This is a genomic window from Binatus sp. (SeqCode), from assembly GCF_036522015.1.
In the GTDB taxonomy this organism is placed as follows: Bacteria; Desulfobacterota; Binatia; order Binatales; family Binataceae; genus Binatus.
This window is the reverse complement of sequence record NZ_DATDGQ010000228.1, coordinates 1-17,789: the sequence shown is the minus strand read 5'-3', so window position 1 is coordinate 17,789 and position 17,789 is coordinate 1. Positions and strand designations below refer to the sequence as shown.

Sequence of the window (17,789 nt, the reverse complement as noted above, 5' to 3'; positions counted from 1 at the left end):
AATCTGAAACGACGGTACCACCATGTCGCCCGCCTTGAACGCCGTCACGTTCTCGCCGACCTCGACCACGACGCCGACCGATTCATGCCCAAGCGGAAAGCCGCCGCCAAACATCGGCGCCTCCCCACGCAGCAGCAGGGTGTCGAGATCGCAGGTAGCGACCGCAAGCGGCCGCACCAGCGCCTGCCCGTCCCCATCGATTTTGGGCGCCGCAACTTCGCGCCATTCCAATTTCCCCGGCCCAACGAATGTAAGTTCGCGCATCAACTGTCCTCCTTCAGGCAGAACCAGAATCTTGAATGGCGCGCGAAAAAGCGCGCCGAACAAGGACCCTCACCTTCGATCCTCTCCCTTACAGGGAGAAGGGAAGAAAAGAGATGCTTGCATATGCATAATCGCCACGCAAAAATGCATATCAGATGGAATGGACCGACCTCCGCTTCTTTCTCGCCGCGGTCCGCGGGGGCAATCTCTCGGCCGCCGCGCGCGAACTCGGCGTCAACTACACCACCGTCGGACGCCGCCTCGACGCCCTCCAGCACGGCCTCGGCGCAACGCTGATCCAGCGCACGCCCGACGGCCTCACGCTCACGCGCGCGGGTGAAGCGGTCAGAGAGCTGTGCGAAAGAATCGAGGCCACCGGGCTCGAGGTCGAGCGCCGCGCCGCCGGCCAGGACCGCGCACTAGGCGGCACCGTCCGTCTGACTGCCACCGAAACGCTCGCGGCGAGATTTCTGATTCCCGCGACGGCCGCGCTGCGGAAACGCCATCCGGAGCTCGAAATCGAATTGGTCCCCGACTATCGCCTGCTCGACCTCTCGCGCCAGCAGGCCGACCTCGCGATGCGCAATGCGCGCCCCACCGACCCCCATCTCGTATGCCGCCGCGTCGGCGGCTTCGCGATCACCCTGTACGCCTCTCGCGCCTATCTCGCGGCGCGCGGCAAACCTCGCCGCGGCGCGGGACTCGCCGGCCACGACCTCGTTTCGTGGACCTATTTGCTCCCCGCGACCCGCGGGCAGTTCATGGGCGAGTCTGTCGCCGACGCGCGAATAGTCTTCCGCAGCAACAGCACGCTCGCTCTGATGCATGCGGTCGCCCAGGGTTTCGGAATAGGCTACATCCCATGCTACCTGGCCGACGAAGACCCGCGCCTAATGCGAATCTGGCCCGACGTGACTCCCTCGATGCAACCGCTATGGCTAATCCATCACGAAGATCTCCGCCGCACCGCCCGCATCAAGCTGGTCTCCGACGCAATCGCCGCCGCGCTCCGCCGCGACTCCCGCATCCTGCGCGGCGAGATCCACCGCCCGAATGCAAGAAGCAGACCCCAAAACCCGGTTTAGCTTGACAGTCGTTCCGCCGCCGAATAGCTTTTCCTTCTTAACGAGTTTCGTTGTTTGCCGATGTAGCTCAACGGTAGAGCACCTGATTTGTAATCAGGTGGTTGCGAGTTCGATTCTCGCCATCGGCTTGGTCGGCGCGATAGCCTTGGGAGGAGAGGTTCCCGAGTGGCCAAAGGGAGCAGACTGTAAATCTGCCGGCTTATGCCTTCGAAGGTTCGAATCCTTCCCTCTCCACCAGTATAATGATGGGTTCGGATGGGGAGAGCGGGAATAGCTCAGTTGGTAGAGCGCGAGCCTTCCAAGCTCGGGGTCGCGGGTTCGAGTCCCGTTTCCCGCTCCAGATTTTTCTCTATAGCGAGAGGTTTGCGAATCGTTTCACTGAAAAGAATGCCCATGTAGCTCAGGCGGTAGAGCACTTCCTTGGTAAGGAAGAGGTCACGGGTTCGAATCCCGTCGTGGGCTTTCCAGATTTGCGCATCGGTTCACTGAAAAGATTTTTTTTCGAGGCGGATTAAGATGAGAGACCTGATTTCACTTTCGTGCGAGACCTGCAAATCGCGCAATTACACCACGACCAAGAACAAGAAGACGCAGACCGACAAGTTTGCGATCAAGAAATTCTGTTCGCGATGCCGCGCCCACACCGTACACAAAGAAGGCAAAGTTACTTAACGAGTAGTGTGTCTCGGCGCGCATTCCCGGGACTTTATATATAAGGAGACCGGGCTCGCGCCCGGTGACGAACGATTGCGAGGGTCAGTAGCTCCAATTGGCAGAGCATCGGACTCCAAATCCGAGGGTTCCAGGTTCGACCCCTGGCTGGCCCGCCAAAATTTGCGCTCTATGGACCGAAGGCGCCTGATGAATTGATGCGTTGGATAGCCATTCACTGAAAAGCTTGCGTTAGGCACGAAAAATGAATAGTCTGGAAAGTTACTTCAAACAGGGCGTTAGTTTCGTCTCGGAAGCGTGGACGGAACTGGCCAAGGTCCATTACCCCTCGCCCAAGGAGACCATGCAGGCCACGATTGTGGTTGTCGGTCTGACGTTTGTGATGGCTTTGTGGCTTGGAGTGATCGACTTTTTCGCGGTGCGCGGCGTCCAGATGCTGCTCCGCTAGGGGATTAACGACCGGACGCGCGGCCCTGATATTCAAATGACTGAACCGATTACCGAAACCGCCAAGCCCGCGATGAAGTGGTATATCGTCCACACGTACTCGGGCTACGAGCACAAGGCCAAGGCCGCGCTCGAGGAGCGGGTGCGCTCACTTCACAAGGAAGAAAAGATCGGCAAGGTGCTGGTGCCGATCGAGCGCGTGCAGGAACTCGGCAAGGGCGGCGCGCGCAAAGTGTCGAGCCGCAAATTTTTTCCCGGGTACATCTTCGTGCAGATGATCCTCGACGACGAGACCTGGCACGTCATTAAGGATACGCCGAAGATCACCGGCTTCGTCGGGCATTCCACCAATCCACCCGAAGTTCCGATGTCCGAGGTCGAAGAAATTGAGCAGCAGATGGAAGAGGGCGCGCTGCGCCCGAAACCCAAGGTCCTGTTCGAAGTCGGCGAGGCAATCAAAGTCGTCGACGGCCCCTTCCAGGACTTCAACGGCACCGTCGAGGAAGTCAAGCCGGAGAAGGGCAAAGTGCGTGTTCTCATTTCGATTTTCGGCCGCGCGACGCCGGTCGAGCTCGATTTTGTGCAGGTAGAGAAGGCCTGAAAACGAAACCAATCGAATTCGCCGGGTACGCTCCTCAGCGCGCCGGCGGCATTCGCGACTTGAGCAACTGATTCACTGGGAAAAAAGTGGCTAAGAAAGTAGTCGGATCGATCAAGCTGCAGATTCCGGCCGGCGCGGCGAATCCGTCGCCGCCGGTGGGGCCCGCGCTCGGACAGCGGGGCGTCAATATCATGGAATTCTGCAAGGCCTTCAACGCGCAGACCCAGAACATGCAGGGCCTCGTCATCCCGGTGATCGTCACCGTCTATGCCGACCGCTCGTTCACCTTCATCACCAAGAGCCCGCCCGCGTCGATCCTCTTGCTGCGCGCGGCGGGAATCGAAAAAGGATCGCCGATGCCGAACAAGAACAAGGTCGGCAAGGTCACCCGCGCGCAGGTCGAGGAGATCGCCAAGACCAAGCTGAAAGACTTGACCGCGGCCGATTTGGCGGCGGCCGTCAACACGGTGTCCGGGACTGCGCGCAGCATGGGCATCGAAGTTGAATAGAGGCTGAAAAGAATGGCTGGGAAAAAATATAAGGAAGCGCTCAAAAAGATCGATCGCGAAAAGCGCTACACGCTCGAAGAGGCGGTCAAGCTGGTGGTCGAGAACAAGGTCGCCAAGTTTGACGAGACCGTCGAGATTGCGGTGCGGCTCGGCGTCGATCCGCGCCAGGCCGATCAGAACGTCCGCGGCACCATCGTTCTTCCGCATGGCACCGGCTCGACTGCACGCGTGCTGGTCGTCGCCAAGGGCGAAAAAGAGCGCGAGGCGCGCGAAGCGGGTGCGGATTTCGTCGGCGGCGAGGAAATAATCAAAAAAATCCAGGAAGAGAACTGGCTCGATTTCGACCGCGTCATCGCGACGCCCGACATGATGGGCCAGGTCGGGCGCATCGGCAAAATTCTCGGGCCCCGCGGCCTGATGCCCAATCCCAAGGTCGGCACCGTGACCTTCGACGTCGCCAAAGCGGTCGCCGAAATCAAGGCCGGTAAGGTTGATTACCGCGTGGACAAGGCCGGCGTCGTTCATGCGCGCGTCGGCAAGACCAGTTTCGGCGATCAGAAGCTGCTCGACAATGTGCGCGCGCTGCTTGGCGCGATCGTTCGCTCCAAGCCGGCCAGCGCCAAGGGTAACTACGTTCGCAGTCTCGCGCTGTCCTCGACGATGGGCCCCGGCGTCCGCGTCGATACCGGCCAGGCGGCGGCCAAGGCGCTCGCGGCGGCTGCTTAACATAAGATGATGGGTTTTTCGTTCGTAGGGGCTGAATCGGTATAATGAAGAAATCAGAGAAAACCGCGCTGGTCGAAGATCTCGCGGGTAGTTTCGGCCGCGCCAGTATCGCGCTCGTGTCGGAATACCGCGGGATGACGGCGGCGGAATCGACCGAGATGCGCAAGCGGCTGCGTGCAGTGCGCGGCGAGATGCGTATCGCCAAGAACACGCTCGTGCGCCATGCAATCAAGGGCACCAAGTTCGAGGCGCTCGACAGTAATCTCGGCGGGCAGATCAGTCTGATCCTCAGCTACGAGGATCCCGTCGTACTGGCGAAGACGTTCACGACCTTCGGTCCGTTGGGCGAAAAGCTCAAACTGCGCGGCGCGGTGCTCGACGGCAAGGCGCTCACGCCGGCCGAAGTGCAGGCGTTGGCGACGTTGCCGTCGCGCGAAGTGGTTTTCGGCCAGTTGCTCGGGCTGTTGAATGCGCCGGCGACACAATTGGTTCGCCTGCTCAACGAGCCGGGCTCGTATCTGGCCCGCGTGATCGACGCGATTGGAAAAAAGAACGGAGACAAGGCGCCGGCTCCAGCCGCGCCGGCAGCGGCGTCATCGGAACCCGCGCCTGAAGCACCGGCTGCTCCTGCTGCTCCGTCCGAGGGTTGAAGAGAAAGTTAATTTTGGTCGCGTGCAGAACGCACGCGCGATGATTACGTTAAACGATCCCGTTGCTTGAAAATAAGAATTCTGGGGCGCTCCCACAGGCTTCCCCCGGAACCGTGAACAAGGAGAGAAGGTAAATGGCAGAAGCACAACTCAGCCGCGATCAGGTGAAGGATTATCTGAAGAACCTGAGCCTGATCGACGCAGCGGCTCTCGTCAAGGAACTCGAGGCCGAGCTCGGCGTATCGGCTGCGGCTCCGGTCGCGGCAGCGGCTGCTCCGGCGGCCGGTGGCGGTGCTGCCGCCGCGGCGCCCGAGAAAGAAGAGTTCAATGTCGTGCTGACGGGCTCCGGCGACAAGAAGATCCAGGTGATCAAGGTCGTGCGCGAACTGACCGGACTTGGCCTGAAAGAGGCCAAGGACCTGGTTGACGGCGCGCCCAAGGCGGTCAAGGAAGGCGTCAACAAGGCCGAAGCCGAAGAGATCAAGAAAAAGCTCGAAGCAGCCGGCGGCAGCGTGGAGCTTAAGTAGGACGGACTTAGTCTTTTTGACGCACAATCAAGGGTCGGGAAATTCACGCGGCGCGGCACTACTGATGACCGCGCGGGAATTTCATACGGTCTTTATCGATGAAGCCGTGGGCACGGGGGAGACTCCTGCGCCCGCGTCCTCTTTTGCTTCACGGCGCGCCGAAGTATGTGGCGCACGCACGGTGAGGTAGCTGATGGCTCAGGTTCACGTAACTAGCAATCTTCGCATTCGCCGCTCATTCGGCAAGATCAAGAAGATCATCGAGATTCCGAATCTGATCGAGATTCAGAAGCGCTCGTATGACGATTTCCTGCAGGTCGGCGTCTCGACCGAGGACCGCGCCGACGTTGGTCTGCAGGCGGTCTTCAAGTCGGTCTTTCCGATCAAGGACTTCAACGAGACCGCCTCGCTCGAGTTCGTCTCGTACGAGCTCGGCACGCCCAAGTACGACGTCGAGGAATGCCATCAGCGCGGGATGACCTATGCCGCCCCGCTGAAGGTCAAGATTCAGCTCGTCATCTGGGACGTCGAGAACGGCCGCCGCTCGATTAAGAACGTCAAGGAGCAGGAAGTCTACTTCGGCGAGATTCCCCTGATGACTGGCAACGGCACCTTCATGGTCAACGGCACCGAGCGCGTGATCGTCTCGCAGTTGCATCGCTCGCCGGGAGTATTTTTCGAGCACGACAAGGGCCGCACCCACTCCACCGGCAAGCTGCTCTACTCGGCGCGAATCATTCCTTATCGCGGGAGCTGGATCGATTTCGAATTCGATCCGCGCGACGTGCTGTATGTCCGAATCGATCGCCGGCGCAAATTTCCGGCGACCGTGCTGCTGCGCGCGCTCGGGATGACCACCGAGGACCTGCTCAACTACTACTACCGCAAAGACGTCGTCACCCTCGACAGCAAGCAGTACACCAAGCAGTTCGTCGCCGACCATCTGATGGGTTCCCGGGTCGGCCGCGACGTCAAGGATCCCAAGTCCGGCGAGGTTATCGCCCGCGAAGGCCGCAAGTTCAACAAGGCCATCGTTCGCGCGATGGAGCAGGCGAAAATCAGCGAGGTGCCGATTGCGCTCGACGAGATCGTCGGCCGCGTCTCGGCGCATGACATCGTCGATTCGACCACCGGCGAGGTGCTGATCGGTACCAATGAGGACCTGACCGAGGAGACCCTCGAGAAGCTGAAAGCGCACGGCGTCAAGAAAATCGAAGTGCTGTTCACCGAGGACGCCCCCGGCGGCGGTCCGCTGCGCCTTACGCTCGCGCAGGACAAGCTCGGCACGCCGGAAGAAGCGGTCATCGAGATCTACCGGCGGCTGCGCCCCGGCGATCCGCCGACCCAGGAAACGGCCACCACCTTCTTCAACAACCTGTTCTTCAACGCCGAGCGCTACGACCTGTCCAAAGTGGGGCGCCTGAAGCTCAATCACAAGCTCAAGATTGACGTGCCGCTCGAGCAAGGGACGCTGCGCCGCGAGGACATCCTCGAGGTCGTTCGCTACCTGATGGAGCTCAAGAACGGCAACGGCCAGGTCGACGATATCGACCATCTTGGCAATCGCCGCGTGCGCGCGGTCGGCGAGCTGGTCGAGAACCAGTTCCGTATCGGCCTGGTGCGCATGGAGCGCGCGATCAAAGAGCGGATGAGCCTGCAGGACATCGAAACCCTCATGCCGCAGGAGCTGGTGAACTACAAGCCTGCCTCCGCCGTCATCAAGGAGTTCTTCGGCTCGTCGCAATTGTCGCAGTTCATGGATCAGACGAATCCGCTCAGCGAGATCGCGCACAAGCGGCGATTGTCGGCACTTGGGCCGGGCGGTTTGACCCGCGAGCGCGCCGGATTCGAAGTCCGCGACGTTCATCCGACGCATTACGGGCGTGTATGCCCGATTGAAACGCCCGAGGGCCCGAATATCGGTCTGATCGCGGCGCTCTCGACCTACGCGCGCGTCAACGAATACGGATTTATCGAAACGCCGTACCGCGAAGTCGAAAACAATCGCGTCACCGAACGAATTCTCTATCTGTCCGCGCTCGACGAAGAAGATAAAGTCATCGCGCAGGCCAACGCCAAGCTCGACGCGCACGGGCGCTTCACCGACGAAATCGTGTCGGCGCGCATCGGCGGCGAGTCCACCATGGTTCGCGCCGAGGACGTCCAGTACATGGACGTGTCGCCCAACCAGCTCGTCTCGGTGGCGGCGTCCTTAATCCCGTTCCTCGAGAACGACGACGCCAACCGCGCGCTGATGGGCTCGAACATGCAGCGCCAGGCAGTTCCGCTGCTGAAGCCCGACGCGCCGCTGGTCGGCACCGGGCTTGAAGGCACGGTCGGCCGCGACTCGGGCGTTACCGTAGTCGGCAAGCGCGACGGTATCGTCGAGAGCGTCGACGCGGAGCGAATCGTCGTCCGCGCCGACAAGCAGACCAAAGACCTGCGCGACGCCGGCGTCGATATCTACAACCTCATCAAGTATCAGCGCTCGAATCAGAATACCTGTATCAACCAGCGCCCGATTGTCGTCAAAGGCGAGCGCGTCAAGTCTGGCGACGTGCTGGCCGACGGCCCCTCCACGGACATGGGCGAGCTGGCGCTCGGCCGCAACGTGCTGGTCGCGTTCATGCCGTGGGGCGGCTACAACTTCGAGGATTCGATCCTGATTTCCGAGCGCGTGGTCAAGGAAGACCTGTTCACGTCGGTGCATATCGAGGAATTCGAATGTATCGCGCGCGACACCAAGCTCGGACCCGAAGAAATCACCCGCGACATTCCCAACGTCGGCGAGGAAGCGCTGAAGGATCTCGACGCCAGCGGTATCATCAGAATCGGCGCCGAAGTGCGGCCGCAGGACATCCTGGTCGGCAAGATCACGCCTAAGGGCGAGACCCAGCTTTCTCCCGAAGAGAAATTGCTGCGCGCGATTTTCGGCGAAAAGGCCGGCGAAGTGCGCGACACCAGCCTGCGCGTGCCGCCGGGCGTCGAAGGCACGGTGATCGACGGCCGCGTGTTCTCGCGCCGCGGCGTTTCGAAGGACGAGCGCACCCAGGAAATCGAAGTGCTCGAGGCCGAGCGTCTCAAGACTGACGAAGCCGAGGAAGTGCGAATCATCCGGCAGGAAACTCTCCGCAAGCTGAAGAAGTCGCTCGCGGGCAAGAAGCTCGCGGGACGCGTGATGTCCGACGAGCGCAAGGAGTTGCTCAAGAAGGGCGACCCGATAAGCGCCGAGGAGCTCGAAGAGCTGCCGCCTACGCTATGGGGCCAGGTTCGCGTCGAGAACGAATCGGCGCAGGAAGAGGCCGAAAATGCGATCGCCGCGATGAACGCAAACGTCGAGGCGGTACAGAGTCATTACGGCGCCAAGCTCGAGCGCCTGAAGGCGGGTGACGAACTCGCGCCGGGCGTGATCAAGATGATCAAGGTGTTCGTCGCGATCAAGCGCCGCCTCCAGGTCGGCGACAAGATGGCGGGACGCCACGGCAACAAGGGCGTACTCTCGCGCATCCTGCCCGAGGAAGACATGCCGTGCCTGGCGGACGGAACACCGGTCGATATCGTGCTCAATCCGCTCGGCGTGCCGTCGCGCATGAACGTCGGCCAGATTCTGGAGACCCATCTCGGATGGGCCGCGCGCGAGCTCGGGCACAAAATCGAAGAGGATCTCAGGAACGGCGTCAGCGCCGCGCAGCTCAAGAAGCGCCTCAAGGAAATCTATCCCGAGAAAGAAAGCCACGAGTTTATCGACGAGCTGGCCGAGCCCGATATCTACAAGCTCGCGGCCAAGGCGCTCGCTGGAGTTCACGTGGCGTCGCCGGTGTTCGACGGCGCACGCGAAGAGGAAATTTTCCAGTTGCTCAAGCGCGCCGACCTGCCGGAGACCGGACAGGCGCAGCTCCACGACGGACGCACCGGGTTGCCGTTCGAGCAGCCGGTCACAGTCGGCGTCATGTATATGATGAAGCTGCATCACCTGGTCGAAGACAAGATTCACGCGCGGTCCACCGGCCCCTACAGCCTGGTTACGCAGCAGCCGCTCGGCGGCAAGGCCCAGTTCGGCGGCCAGCGGCTCGGCGAGATGGAAGTGTGGGCGCTCGAGGCTTACGGCGCGGCGTACACATTGCAGGAGATGCTTACGGTTAAATCCGACGACGTGGCGGGACGAACGCGCATGTATGAAGCGATCGTCAAGGGCGAGAACACGCTCGAGCCCGGACTGCCCGAGTCGTTCAACGTTATGGTCAAGGAGCTCCAATCGCTCTGCCTGAACATGGAGCTGCTCGAGCAGCCGCAAAGGGCTTAAGGGCCAGGGAGTTATATAGAGATGGAAGATCTCTTCGGCATTTTCGAGAAGCCCAAGAATCCACTGGCGTTCAACGCGATCCGCATTTCGATCGCGTCGCCGGAAATGATCCGCTCGTGGTCGCACGGCGAGGTCAAGAAGCCTGAAACGATCAACTACCGGACCTTCAAGCCGGAGCGTGACGGGCTGTTCTGCGCCAAGATTTTCGGGCCGACCAAGGACTACGAATGCAACTGCGGCAAGTACAAGCGCATGCGCCATCGCGGCGTCGTCTGCGAGAAATGCGGCGTCGAAGTAATCCAGTCGAAGGTGCGCCGCGAGCGGATGGGTCATATCGATCTTGCCGCTCCGGTCGCGCACATCTGGTTCCTGCGCTCGCTGCCGTCGCGAATCGGCACCCTGCTCGACATGACGCTGAAGGAACTCGAGAAGGTCCTCTACTTCGAGTGCTACATTGTCACCGACGCGGGCGAGACTCCGCTGCAGTACAAAGAGCTGCTGACGGAGCGCAAGTATCGCGAGGCGCGCGAGCAATACGCCGACGGCTTCAAGGCCGAGATGGGCGCGGAAGCAGTCCGCTCTCTGCTCGGACAGCTCACGCTCGACAAGCTCGCTGAAGAGCTGCGCGCCGAGATGAAAGCGACGGCCAGCGAGGCGCGGCGCAAGAAAGTTGCCAAGCGGCTGAAGGTCGTCAACGCGTTCCGCGACTCGGGCAACAAGCCTGAGTGGATGATTCTCACCATCCTGCCGGTGATTCCGCCCGATCTCCGTCCGCTGGTTCCGCTGGACGGCGGCCGTTTCGCCACCTCCGACTTGAACGATCTCTATCGGCGCGTGATCAACCGCAACAACCGCTTGAAGCGGCTGATCGAGCTCAACGCCCCCGACATCATCATTCGCAACGAAAAGCGGATGCTGCAGGAAGCCGTCGACGCGCTCTTCGACAACGGCCGCCGCGGCCGCGCGATCACCGGACCGTCCAAGCGTCCGCTGAAGTCGCTGTCCGACATGCTCAAGGGCAAGTCGGGACGCTTCCGGCAGAACCTGCTCGGCAAGCGCGTCGATTACTCGGGCCGCTCCGTTATCGTCGTCGGCCCCGAGCTGCGCCTCCATCAGTGCGGTCTGCCGAAGAAGATGGCGCTCGAGCTGTTCAAGCCGTTCATCTACAACAAGCTCGAAGAAAAGGGCTACGTCACGACCATCAAAAGCGCGAAAAAGATGGTGGAGAAAGAGGGCAAGGACGTCTGGGATATCCTCGACGAGGTTATCCGCGAGCATCCGGTGCTCCTCAATCGCGCGCCCACCCTGCATCGACTCGGTATCCAGGCGTTCGAGCCGGTGCTGATCGAGGGCAAGGCGATTCAGCTCCATCCGCTGGTATGCGTCGCGTACAACGCCGACTTCGACGGCGATCAGATGGCGGTGCACGTGCCGCTCTCAATCGAAGCGCAGGTCGAGTCGCGCGCGCTCATGATGAGCACCAACAACATCCTGTCGCCCGCCTCGGGCAAGCCGGTAATCGTGCCGACGCAGGACATGGTGCTGGGGCTTTACTACATGACGCGCGAGAAGCCGCTGGCGCGCGGCGAGGGCAAGAACTTCGCCAACGTCGAGGAAGTGCGAATCGCATACGATCACGAAGAGATCGATCTGCACGCGAAGATCACGGTGCGGATGTCTCCGCTGCTCGCGACTGGAATCGCGCCGGCGGAGCCTGAGACCAACGGCAAGCCGCGCACCAAGAAAGAGCGCGCCGCAGCCGCTGCCGCAGCAGTCGCCGCGATGCCGCGCTACGAGCGCGTCACCACCACGGTCGGCCGCGTGCTGCTCTACGAGATCGTGCCGCCCGAGATTCCCTTCACCGAGCTCAACAAGACGATGAAGAAAAAGGAGCTCGGCAACCTTATCGACATCGTCTATCGCCGCGCGGGCGACAAGGCGACGGTTATCTTCGCCGACCGGCTGAAGGACATCGGCTTCGAGTTCGCGACCAAGGCTGGAATCTCGATTTCGATCAAGGACATGACCATTCCGCCGCAGAAAGCGCATCTGCTCGAAGGCGCGCAGAAGCAGGTCAGCGAGATTCAGCAGCAGTACAACAACGGCGTTATCACCGACGGCGAGCGCTACAACAAGGTCGTCGACATCTGGGCCGAAGTTCAGGACCAAATCGGCAGCGCCGTCATCAAGGGCCTCTCGACCCAGGTCTTCGGCAAGAACGACAAGGGCGAGACCATCACCGGGCCATCCTTTAACCCGATCTTCATCATGGCTGACTCGGGCGCGCGAGGTTCCGAGCAGCAAATTCGCCAGCTTGCCGGATTGCGCGGCCTGATGGCGAAGCCGTCGGGTGAAATTATCGAAACTCCGATCACCGCGAACTTCCGCGAGGGGCTCACGGTGTTGCAGTACTTCATCTCGACTCACGGCGCGCGCAAGGGTCTGGCCGACACCGCTCTCAAGACGGCGAACTCCGGCTACCTGACTCGCCGGCTGGTCGACGTGGCGCAGGACTCGATCATCAGCGAGGACGATTGCGGCACGCTGGACGGAATCGAGATGTCACCGCTGGTCGAAGGCGGCGAGATTATCGAAGGGCTGGGCGATCGCGTGCTCGGACGCGTCGCACTCGAAGACATCCGCGACGCGTTCACCAGCGAAGTGTTGGTGAAGGCCAACGACATGATCGACGAGGACAAAGTCAAGCGGATCGAAGACGCCGGCGTCGAGCGAATCAAGATTCGCTCCGTGCTCACCTGCCAGTCGCGGCAAGGCGTGTGCGTGAAATGCTACGGACGCGACCTCGGCCGCGGCCACCTCGTCAATCTTGGCGAGTCGATCGGAATCATTGCCGCGCAGTCGATCGGCGAGCCGGGCACCCAGCTCACGATGCGTACCTTCCATATCGGCGGCACCGCCAGCCGGCGCGCCGAGCAGACCACGCTTGAAGTGCGCAACGAAGGCGTGATGCGCTTGCATGGCGTCAACACCGTCAAGAGCCGCGACGGAAACCTGGTCGTGATGACGCGTCACGGAGAAGTCGTCATCGCGGCGCAGGTCACCGACGAAGCGGGCCGCGTGCGCGAGCGCGAACGCGAGCGTTATCCGCTGGTGTACGGCGCCAAGCTGCGCAAGGCCGAAGGCGACAAGGTCAAGCCGGGCGAGCTGATCGCGGAATGGGATCCGTACACCACGCCGATCATCACCGAAGTCGGCGGCACGGTTAAGTACGGCGACATTATCGAAGGCAAGACGATGGAGGAGCGGGTCGATGAACGTACCGGCGCGCGCTCCAACGTTATCGTCGAGTTCAAGGATCTCGACGTGCGCCCGCGTATCTCGATCAAGGATGCGCAGGGCAAGACCGCCAAGCTGCCGAGCTCGAACAACGTCGCGCGCTACTTCCTGCCGGTCGGCGCATATATCAACGTGCCGGAAGGGACGGTAGTCGGGCCGGGCGACGTCATCGCGAAAATTCCGCGCGAGACCACCAAGACCAAGGACATCACCGGCGGTCTGCCGCGCGTCGCGGAGCTGTTCGAAGCGCGCAAGCCCAAGGAGTTCGCGGTCATCTCGGAAATCGATGGCCAGGTCTCCTTTGGTAAGGACACCAAGGGCAAGCGCAAGGTAGAAGTCACTCCCGAAATCGGCGAGAAGCGCGAATACCTGATTCCCAAGGGCAAGCATATCGCGGTGCACGAAGGCGATATCGTCAAGGCCGGCGAGCCGCTGATGGAAGGCTCGTCCAATCCGCACGACATTCTCACCATCCTGGGCGAGAAGGCGCTGGCGAAATACTTGGTCGACGAAATCCAGGAAATCTACCGGCTGCAGGGCGTGCGTATCAACGACAAGCATATCGAAGTGATCGTGCGCCAGATGCTGCGGCGCGTGCGGATCAAGGAAGTGGGAGACACCCCGTTCCTGGTCGGCGACCAGGTCGAGAAATGGCGCTTCGACGAGGAGAACGGACGCGTGCTGACGCGCGGCGGAGAGCCGGCCATCGCGGAGCCGCTGCTGCTCGGAATCACCAAGGCATCCTTGTCCACTGAGAGTTTCATCTCGGCGGCGTCGTTCCAGGAAACCACGCGCGTGCTGACCGAGTCGGCGATCAACGGCAAGGTCGATCGGCTGGTTGGGCTCAAGGAAAACGTGATCATGGGACGCCTGATCCCGGCCGGCACCGGCATGAATTCGTACAACGCGATGGTGGTGAAGGTCGAAGGCGCCGCGGCCGAAGAAGATGTGGAAAAACCGGAGCTCGCTGCCGTCGCGGCACCAGGCGGAGATTGACACGGCGGGCTGGGTCCCGTACATAATGATGTTTCCCCCAAGGGCATAAGTTGTCCTTGGGGGGTTTGTTTGAACACCGCGCCCCACCGGGGGCAATCCGGCGAAAAACCGGGCCGGTCGCAATGCCGGCGCCGAGCGGTCTTTGAGAATGGGCGAGCGCAGAACAGGTGCGTCTCGCGAGCGTGAATGAACGAAAGTGGTTAGATTGAGCAGACTAAAGTGCCGACGATAAATCAATTGATCCGGCGGGCTCGCGTGAAGAAGAGCTTCAAGACCAAGGCGCGCGCGCTCGAAGGCTCGCCGCAAAAGCGCGGCGTATGCACGCAGGTGAAAACGACGACGCCCAAGAAGCCCAACTCTGCGCTGCGCAAGGTCGCGCGCGTGCGGCTGTCCAACGGGATCGAGGTGAATACCTACATCCCCGGCGTCGGCCACAACCTGCAGGAGCATTCGGTGGTGCTGATTCGCGGCGGTCGCGTGCGCGACTTGCCGGGCGTCCGCTATCACGTGATTCGCGGCACGCTGGACTCGATCGGCGTGCAGGAGCGGCGCAAGGGCCGCTCGAAATACGGGTCGAAGAAACCCAAGTGAAGCAACCAAGCAAGTAGAGTTATATGTCGCGCAAAGGACAAATACGCGTTCGCGAAATTCCGGCGGACCCCAAGTATCACGACCGCACCGTCGCGAAGTTTATGAACATCGTGATGGAACGCGGCAAGAAGTCGATCGCCGAGCAGATTTTTTATCACGCGCTCGATCTCGCCGCCGAGCGCTCGAAGGAAGACGGCCTGGTCGTATTCAAACGCGCGCTCGACAACGTTCGCCCCGCAGTCGAGGTTCGCTCGCGACGGGTCGGCGGCGCGAATTACCAAGTCCCGAGCGAGGTGCGTCCTGCGCGACGCAATTCGCTCGCGATGCGCTGGCTGGTTACCGCAGCTCGCGGGCGCGGCGAGAAGTCGATGGAAGAGCGGCTCGCAGCCGAAATCCTCGACGCGGCCGCCAATCGCGGCGGCGCGGTCAAGAAGCGCGAAGACACACATCGAATGGCCGACGCCAACAAGGCGTTCGCCCACTACCGCTGGTAATACCGAGTTTTTTTAGATGGCTCGTCAGACACCAATAGAACGGGTGCGCAATATCGGCATCATGGCGAACATCGACGCCGGCAAGACCACCACTACCGAGCGCGTGCTCTTCTACACCGGCATCAACTACAAAATCGGCGAGGTGCACGAAGGCACCGCGACGATGGACTGGATGGTGCAGGAGCAGGAGCGCGGCATCACAATCACGTCGGCGGCGACCACCTGCTTCTGGCGCGACAACCGCATCAATATTATCGACACTCCCGGACACGTCGATTTCACGATTGAAGTCGAGCGCTCGCTCCGCGTGCTGGACGGCGCGGTCGCAGTCTTCTGCGCAGTCGGCGGCGTCGAGCCGCAGTCGGAAACCGTCTGGCGCCAGGCTGACAAGTATCGCGTGCCGCGCGTCGCGTTCATTAACAAGATGGATCGCGTCGGTGCGGAGTTCGAGCGCGTCGTGCAGGAAATGCGTGACAAGTTGAAAGCCACGCCGCTGCTGTTGCATCTGCCGATTGGCGCCGAAGAGAAATTCACCGGGCTTATCGATCTGATCGATCAGAAGGCTCTGATTTGGGACGAGGATCGTCTCGGCGCGGAATATCGCGTCGCCGAGATTCCGGCCGACTTGAAAGAGCAGGCTGCGGGATATCGCGACAAGATGGTCGAGACGCTCGCCGATCACGACGAGAAGATCATGGAGCTTTATCTCGAGGGCAAGGCGCCGTCGCCCGAACAGATTCGCGCCGCGATCCGCGTAGCCACGCTCAAGATGGCGATCACACCAGTCATTATCGGTTCCGCGTTCCGCAACAAGGGCGTGCAGCCGATGCTCGACGCGGTGGTCGATTACCTGCCGTCGCCGCTGGACCTGCCGCCCGTTGTCGGCAAGGTCGGCGACAAGATTGAAGAGCGATGGCCGCGCGACGACGCGCCGTTTTCCGCGCTCGCGTTCAAAATAATGAACGACCAGCACATGGGCACGCTCACCTTTATCCGGGTTTATTCGGGCAAGCTCGAAAGCGGCTCGACGCTGTTCAATTCGACCCGCGGCAAGCGCGAACGTATCGGCCGGATGCTCAAGATGCACGCGAACAAGCGCGAGGATATCACCGAGGTTTACGCCGGCGACATCTGCGCAGTCGGGCTCAAGGATACGACGACCGGCGACACGCTGTGCGATGCGGATCATCCGATCGTGCTCGAGTCGATCGAGTTTCCCGAGCCAGTCATCCAGATCGCAATCGAGCCCAAGACCAAGGCCGACCAGGAAAAGCTCGGCGAGGCGCTGCAGAAGCTCGCCAAGGAAGATCCGTCGTTCCGCGTCAGCGTGAATAAGGAAACTTCGCAGACGCTTATCGCCGGGATGGGCGAGCTGCATCTGGAAATCATCGTCGATCGGATGCTGCGCGAGTTCAAAGTCGACGCGAATATCGGCAAGCCGCAGGTCGCCTATCGCGAAACGATCAAGCGGGCTTCGGAAGCCGAGGGCCGGCTGGTCCGCCAGAGCGGCGGCCACGGACAATTCGCCGTGGTCGAGCTCCGCATCGAGCCGCTATCAAAGGGCGGCGGCTTCGAGTTCGAGGATGGCACCAAGGGCGGCTCGATCTCGCGCAACTTCATTCCGGCGGTAGAATCCGGCGTGAAAGAGGCGATGGAAAACGGCGTCATCCTGGGTTATCCGATGGTCGATATCAAAGCCACCGTAATCGACGGCAAGGAACACGACGTCGATTCGTCGGAACTCGCGTTCAAGATCGCGGGCTCGATGGCCTTCAAAGAGGCTTGCGAAAAGGCCGAGCCGATTCTGCTCGAGCCCGTCATGGAGGTCGAAGCCGTCACCCCGCAGGAGTTCATGGGCGAGGTGATCGGCGATCTCAGCGGACGCCGCGGCAAGATTCTCGACATGGAAAATCGCGCCGGCGCGCAGGTCATCGAGGCTCGCGTCCCGCTCGCGATGATGTTCGGATACGCGACGCGGCTGCGCTCGATGACGCAGGGCCGCGCCACTTACACGATGCAGTTCGGCGCGTATGAACCCGTGCCAAAAAATATTCTTGATGAGTTGATGGCGCAAACCGGCGACGGAAAGGAAAAGAAGCGCGCTTAACGACTCATGCACAAGCGCTCTATCGGAGGTTACATCAATGGGCAAAGCTAAATTTGAACGCACCAAGCCGCACGCCAACGTCGGCACTATCGGTCATATCGATCACGGCAAAACAACCTTAACCGCGGCTATTACCAAGGTCCTGGCGTCGAAGAAACTCGCGACCTTCACTGCCTTCGATCAGATCGATAAGGCGCCCGAAGAGAAAGAGCGCGGTATCACGATTTCGATTGCGCACGTCGAATACGAAACCACCAAGCGCCACTATGCGCACGTCGATTGCCCGGGTCACGCCGACTACATCAAGAACATGATCACCGGCGCCGCGCAGATGGACGGCGCAATCCTGGTGGTCGGCGCCAACGACGGCCCGATGCCCCAGACCCGCGAGCACATCCTGCTCGCCTACCAGTCCGGCGTGCCTTCAATCGTCGTGTTCATGAACAAGGTCGACATGGTTGATGATGCTGAACTGCTCGACCTGGTCGAGCTCGAAGTCCGCGATTTGCTGACCAAGTAC

The 17,789-nt window shown here is 61.2% G+C and carries 14 protein-coding genes, 5 tRNA genes and 1 pseudogene; 19 read left to right on the top strand and 1 reads right to left on the bottom strand.

Annotated elements, in window-relative coordinates; all coding sequences use genetic code 11:
* Positions 1-264, bottom strand: a 264-nt coding sequence (locus tag VIW95_RS09850; RefSeq protein ID WP_331585908.1) for an alcohol dehydrogenase catalytic domain-containing protein, incomplete at its 3' end; no start/stop codon positions are given.
* Between the two features lie 155 nt (positions 265-419).
* Here VIW95_RS09850 and VIW95_RS09845 point away from each other — a divergent pair.
* From VIW95_RS09845 to VIW95_RS09755, 19 genes and pseudogenes are all read left to right on the top strand, one after another.
* On the top strand, positions 420-1,349 hold the full coding sequence (locus tag VIW95_RS09845) for a LysR family transcriptional regulator (RefSeq protein ID WP_331585906.1): 930 nt from the start codon (positions 420-422) through the stop codon (positions 1,347-1,349).
* Positions 1,350-1,405: 56 nt separating this feature from the next.
* Positions 1,406-1,477: transfer RNA gene (locus VIW95_RS09840), tRNA-Thr, on the top strand.
* Between the two features lie 23 nt (positions 1,478-1,500).
* Positions 1,501-1,586 (top strand) — tRNA-Tyr (locus VIW95_RS09835).
* Between the two features lie 27 nt (positions 1,587-1,613).
* Positions 1,614-1,689 (top strand) — tRNA-Gly (locus VIW95_RS09830).
* 49 nt (positions 1,690-1,738) lie between these two features.
* Positions 1,739-1,811: transfer RNA gene (locus tag VIW95_RS09825), tRNA-Thr, on the top strand.
* Positions 1,812-1,865: 54 nt separating this feature from the next.
* A complete protein-coding gene (rpmG, locus tag VIW95_RS09820) occupies positions 1,866-2,021 on the top strand; it encodes a 50S ribosomal protein L33 (RefSeq protein ID WP_331585904.1) in 156 nt (51 codons plus the stop codon).
* 81 nt (positions 2,022-2,102) lie between these two features.
* Positions 2,103-2,179 (top strand) — tRNA-Trp (locus VIW95_RS09815).
* Positions 2,180-2,265: 86 nt separating this feature from the next.
* Positions 2,266-2,469, top strand: a complete 204-nt coding sequence (secE, locus tag VIW95_RS09810; RefSeq protein ID WP_331585902.1) for a preprotein translocase subunit SecE — start codon at positions 2,266-2,268, stop codon at positions 2,467-2,469.
* A 36-nt stretch (positions 2,470-2,505) separates the two neighbouring features.
* On the top strand, positions 2,506-3,069 hold the full coding sequence (gene nusG, locus VIW95_RS09805) for a transcription termination/antitermination protein NusG (RefSeq protein ID WP_331585900.1): 564 nt from the start codon (positions 2,506-2,508) through the stop codon (positions 3,067-3,069).
* Positions 3,070-3,155: 86 nt separating this feature from the next.
* Entirely contained in the window at positions 3,156-3,578 is a 423-nt protein-coding gene (gene rplK / locus VIW95_RS09800; RefSeq protein WP_331585898.1) for a 50S ribosomal protein L11, read from the top strand.
* 12 nt (positions 3,579-3,590) lie between these two features.
* Positions 3,591-4,304 (top strand): 50S ribosomal protein L1, encoded by a 714-nt coding sequence (gene rplA / locus VIW95_RS09795; RefSeq protein ID WP_331585896.1) that lies wholly within the window; start codon positions 3,591-3,593, stop codon positions 4,302-4,304.
* A gap of 44 nt (positions 4,305-4,348) precedes the next feature.
* A complete protein-coding gene (gene rplJ / locus VIW95_RS09790; RefSeq protein WP_331585894.1) occupies positions 4,349-4,954 on the top strand; it encodes a 50S ribosomal protein L10 in 606 nt (201 codons plus the stop codon).
* 134 nt (positions 4,955-5,088) lie between these two features.
* Complete coding sequence (gene rplL, locus VIW95_RS09785) at positions 5,089-5,481, top strand: 50S ribosomal protein L7/L12 (RefSeq protein WP_331585892.1); 393 nt, start codon at positions 5,089-5,091, stop codon at positions 5,479-5,481.
* A gap of 193 nt (positions 5,482-5,674) precedes the next feature.
* Positions 5,675-9,775 (top strand): annotated as a pseudogene (rpoB, locus tag VIW95_RS09780) (DNA-directed RNA polymerase subunit beta); the annotation flags it as partial.
* Between the two features lie 30 nt (positions 9,776-9,805).
* Positions 9,806-14,077: a DNA-directed RNA polymerase subunit beta' gene (rpoC, locus tag VIW95_RS09775; protein WP_331585888.1), complete on the top strand. Its 4,272-nt coding sequence runs from the start codon at positions 9,806-9,808 to the stop codon at positions 14,075-14,077.
* A 219-nt stretch (positions 14,078-14,296) separates the two neighbouring features.
* On the top strand, positions 14,297-14,668 hold the full coding sequence (gene rpsL / locus VIW95_RS09770) for a 30S ribosomal protein S12 (RefSeq protein WP_331585886.1): 372 nt from the start codon (positions 14,297-14,299) through the stop codon (positions 14,666-14,668).
* 23 nt (positions 14,669-14,691) lie between these two features.
* Entirely contained in the window at positions 14,692-15,162 is a 471-nt protein-coding gene (gene rpsG / locus VIW95_RS09765) for a 30S ribosomal protein S7 (protein WP_331585884.1), read from the top strand.
* A gap of 16 nt (positions 15,163-15,178) precedes the next feature.
* The gene (fusA, locus tag VIW95_RS09760) at positions 15,179-17,269 is read left to right on the top strand and encodes an elongation factor G (RefSeq protein ID WP_331585882.1); all 2,091 of its coding nucleotides are present in this window, start codon (positions 15,179-15,181) and stop codon (positions 17,267-17,269) included.
* A 37-nt stretch (positions 17,270-17,306) separates the two neighbouring features.
* On the top strand, positions 17,307-17,789 hold a 483-nt coding region (locus tag VIW95_RS09755; RefSeq protein WP_331585880.1), incomplete at its 3' end, for a GTP-binding protein.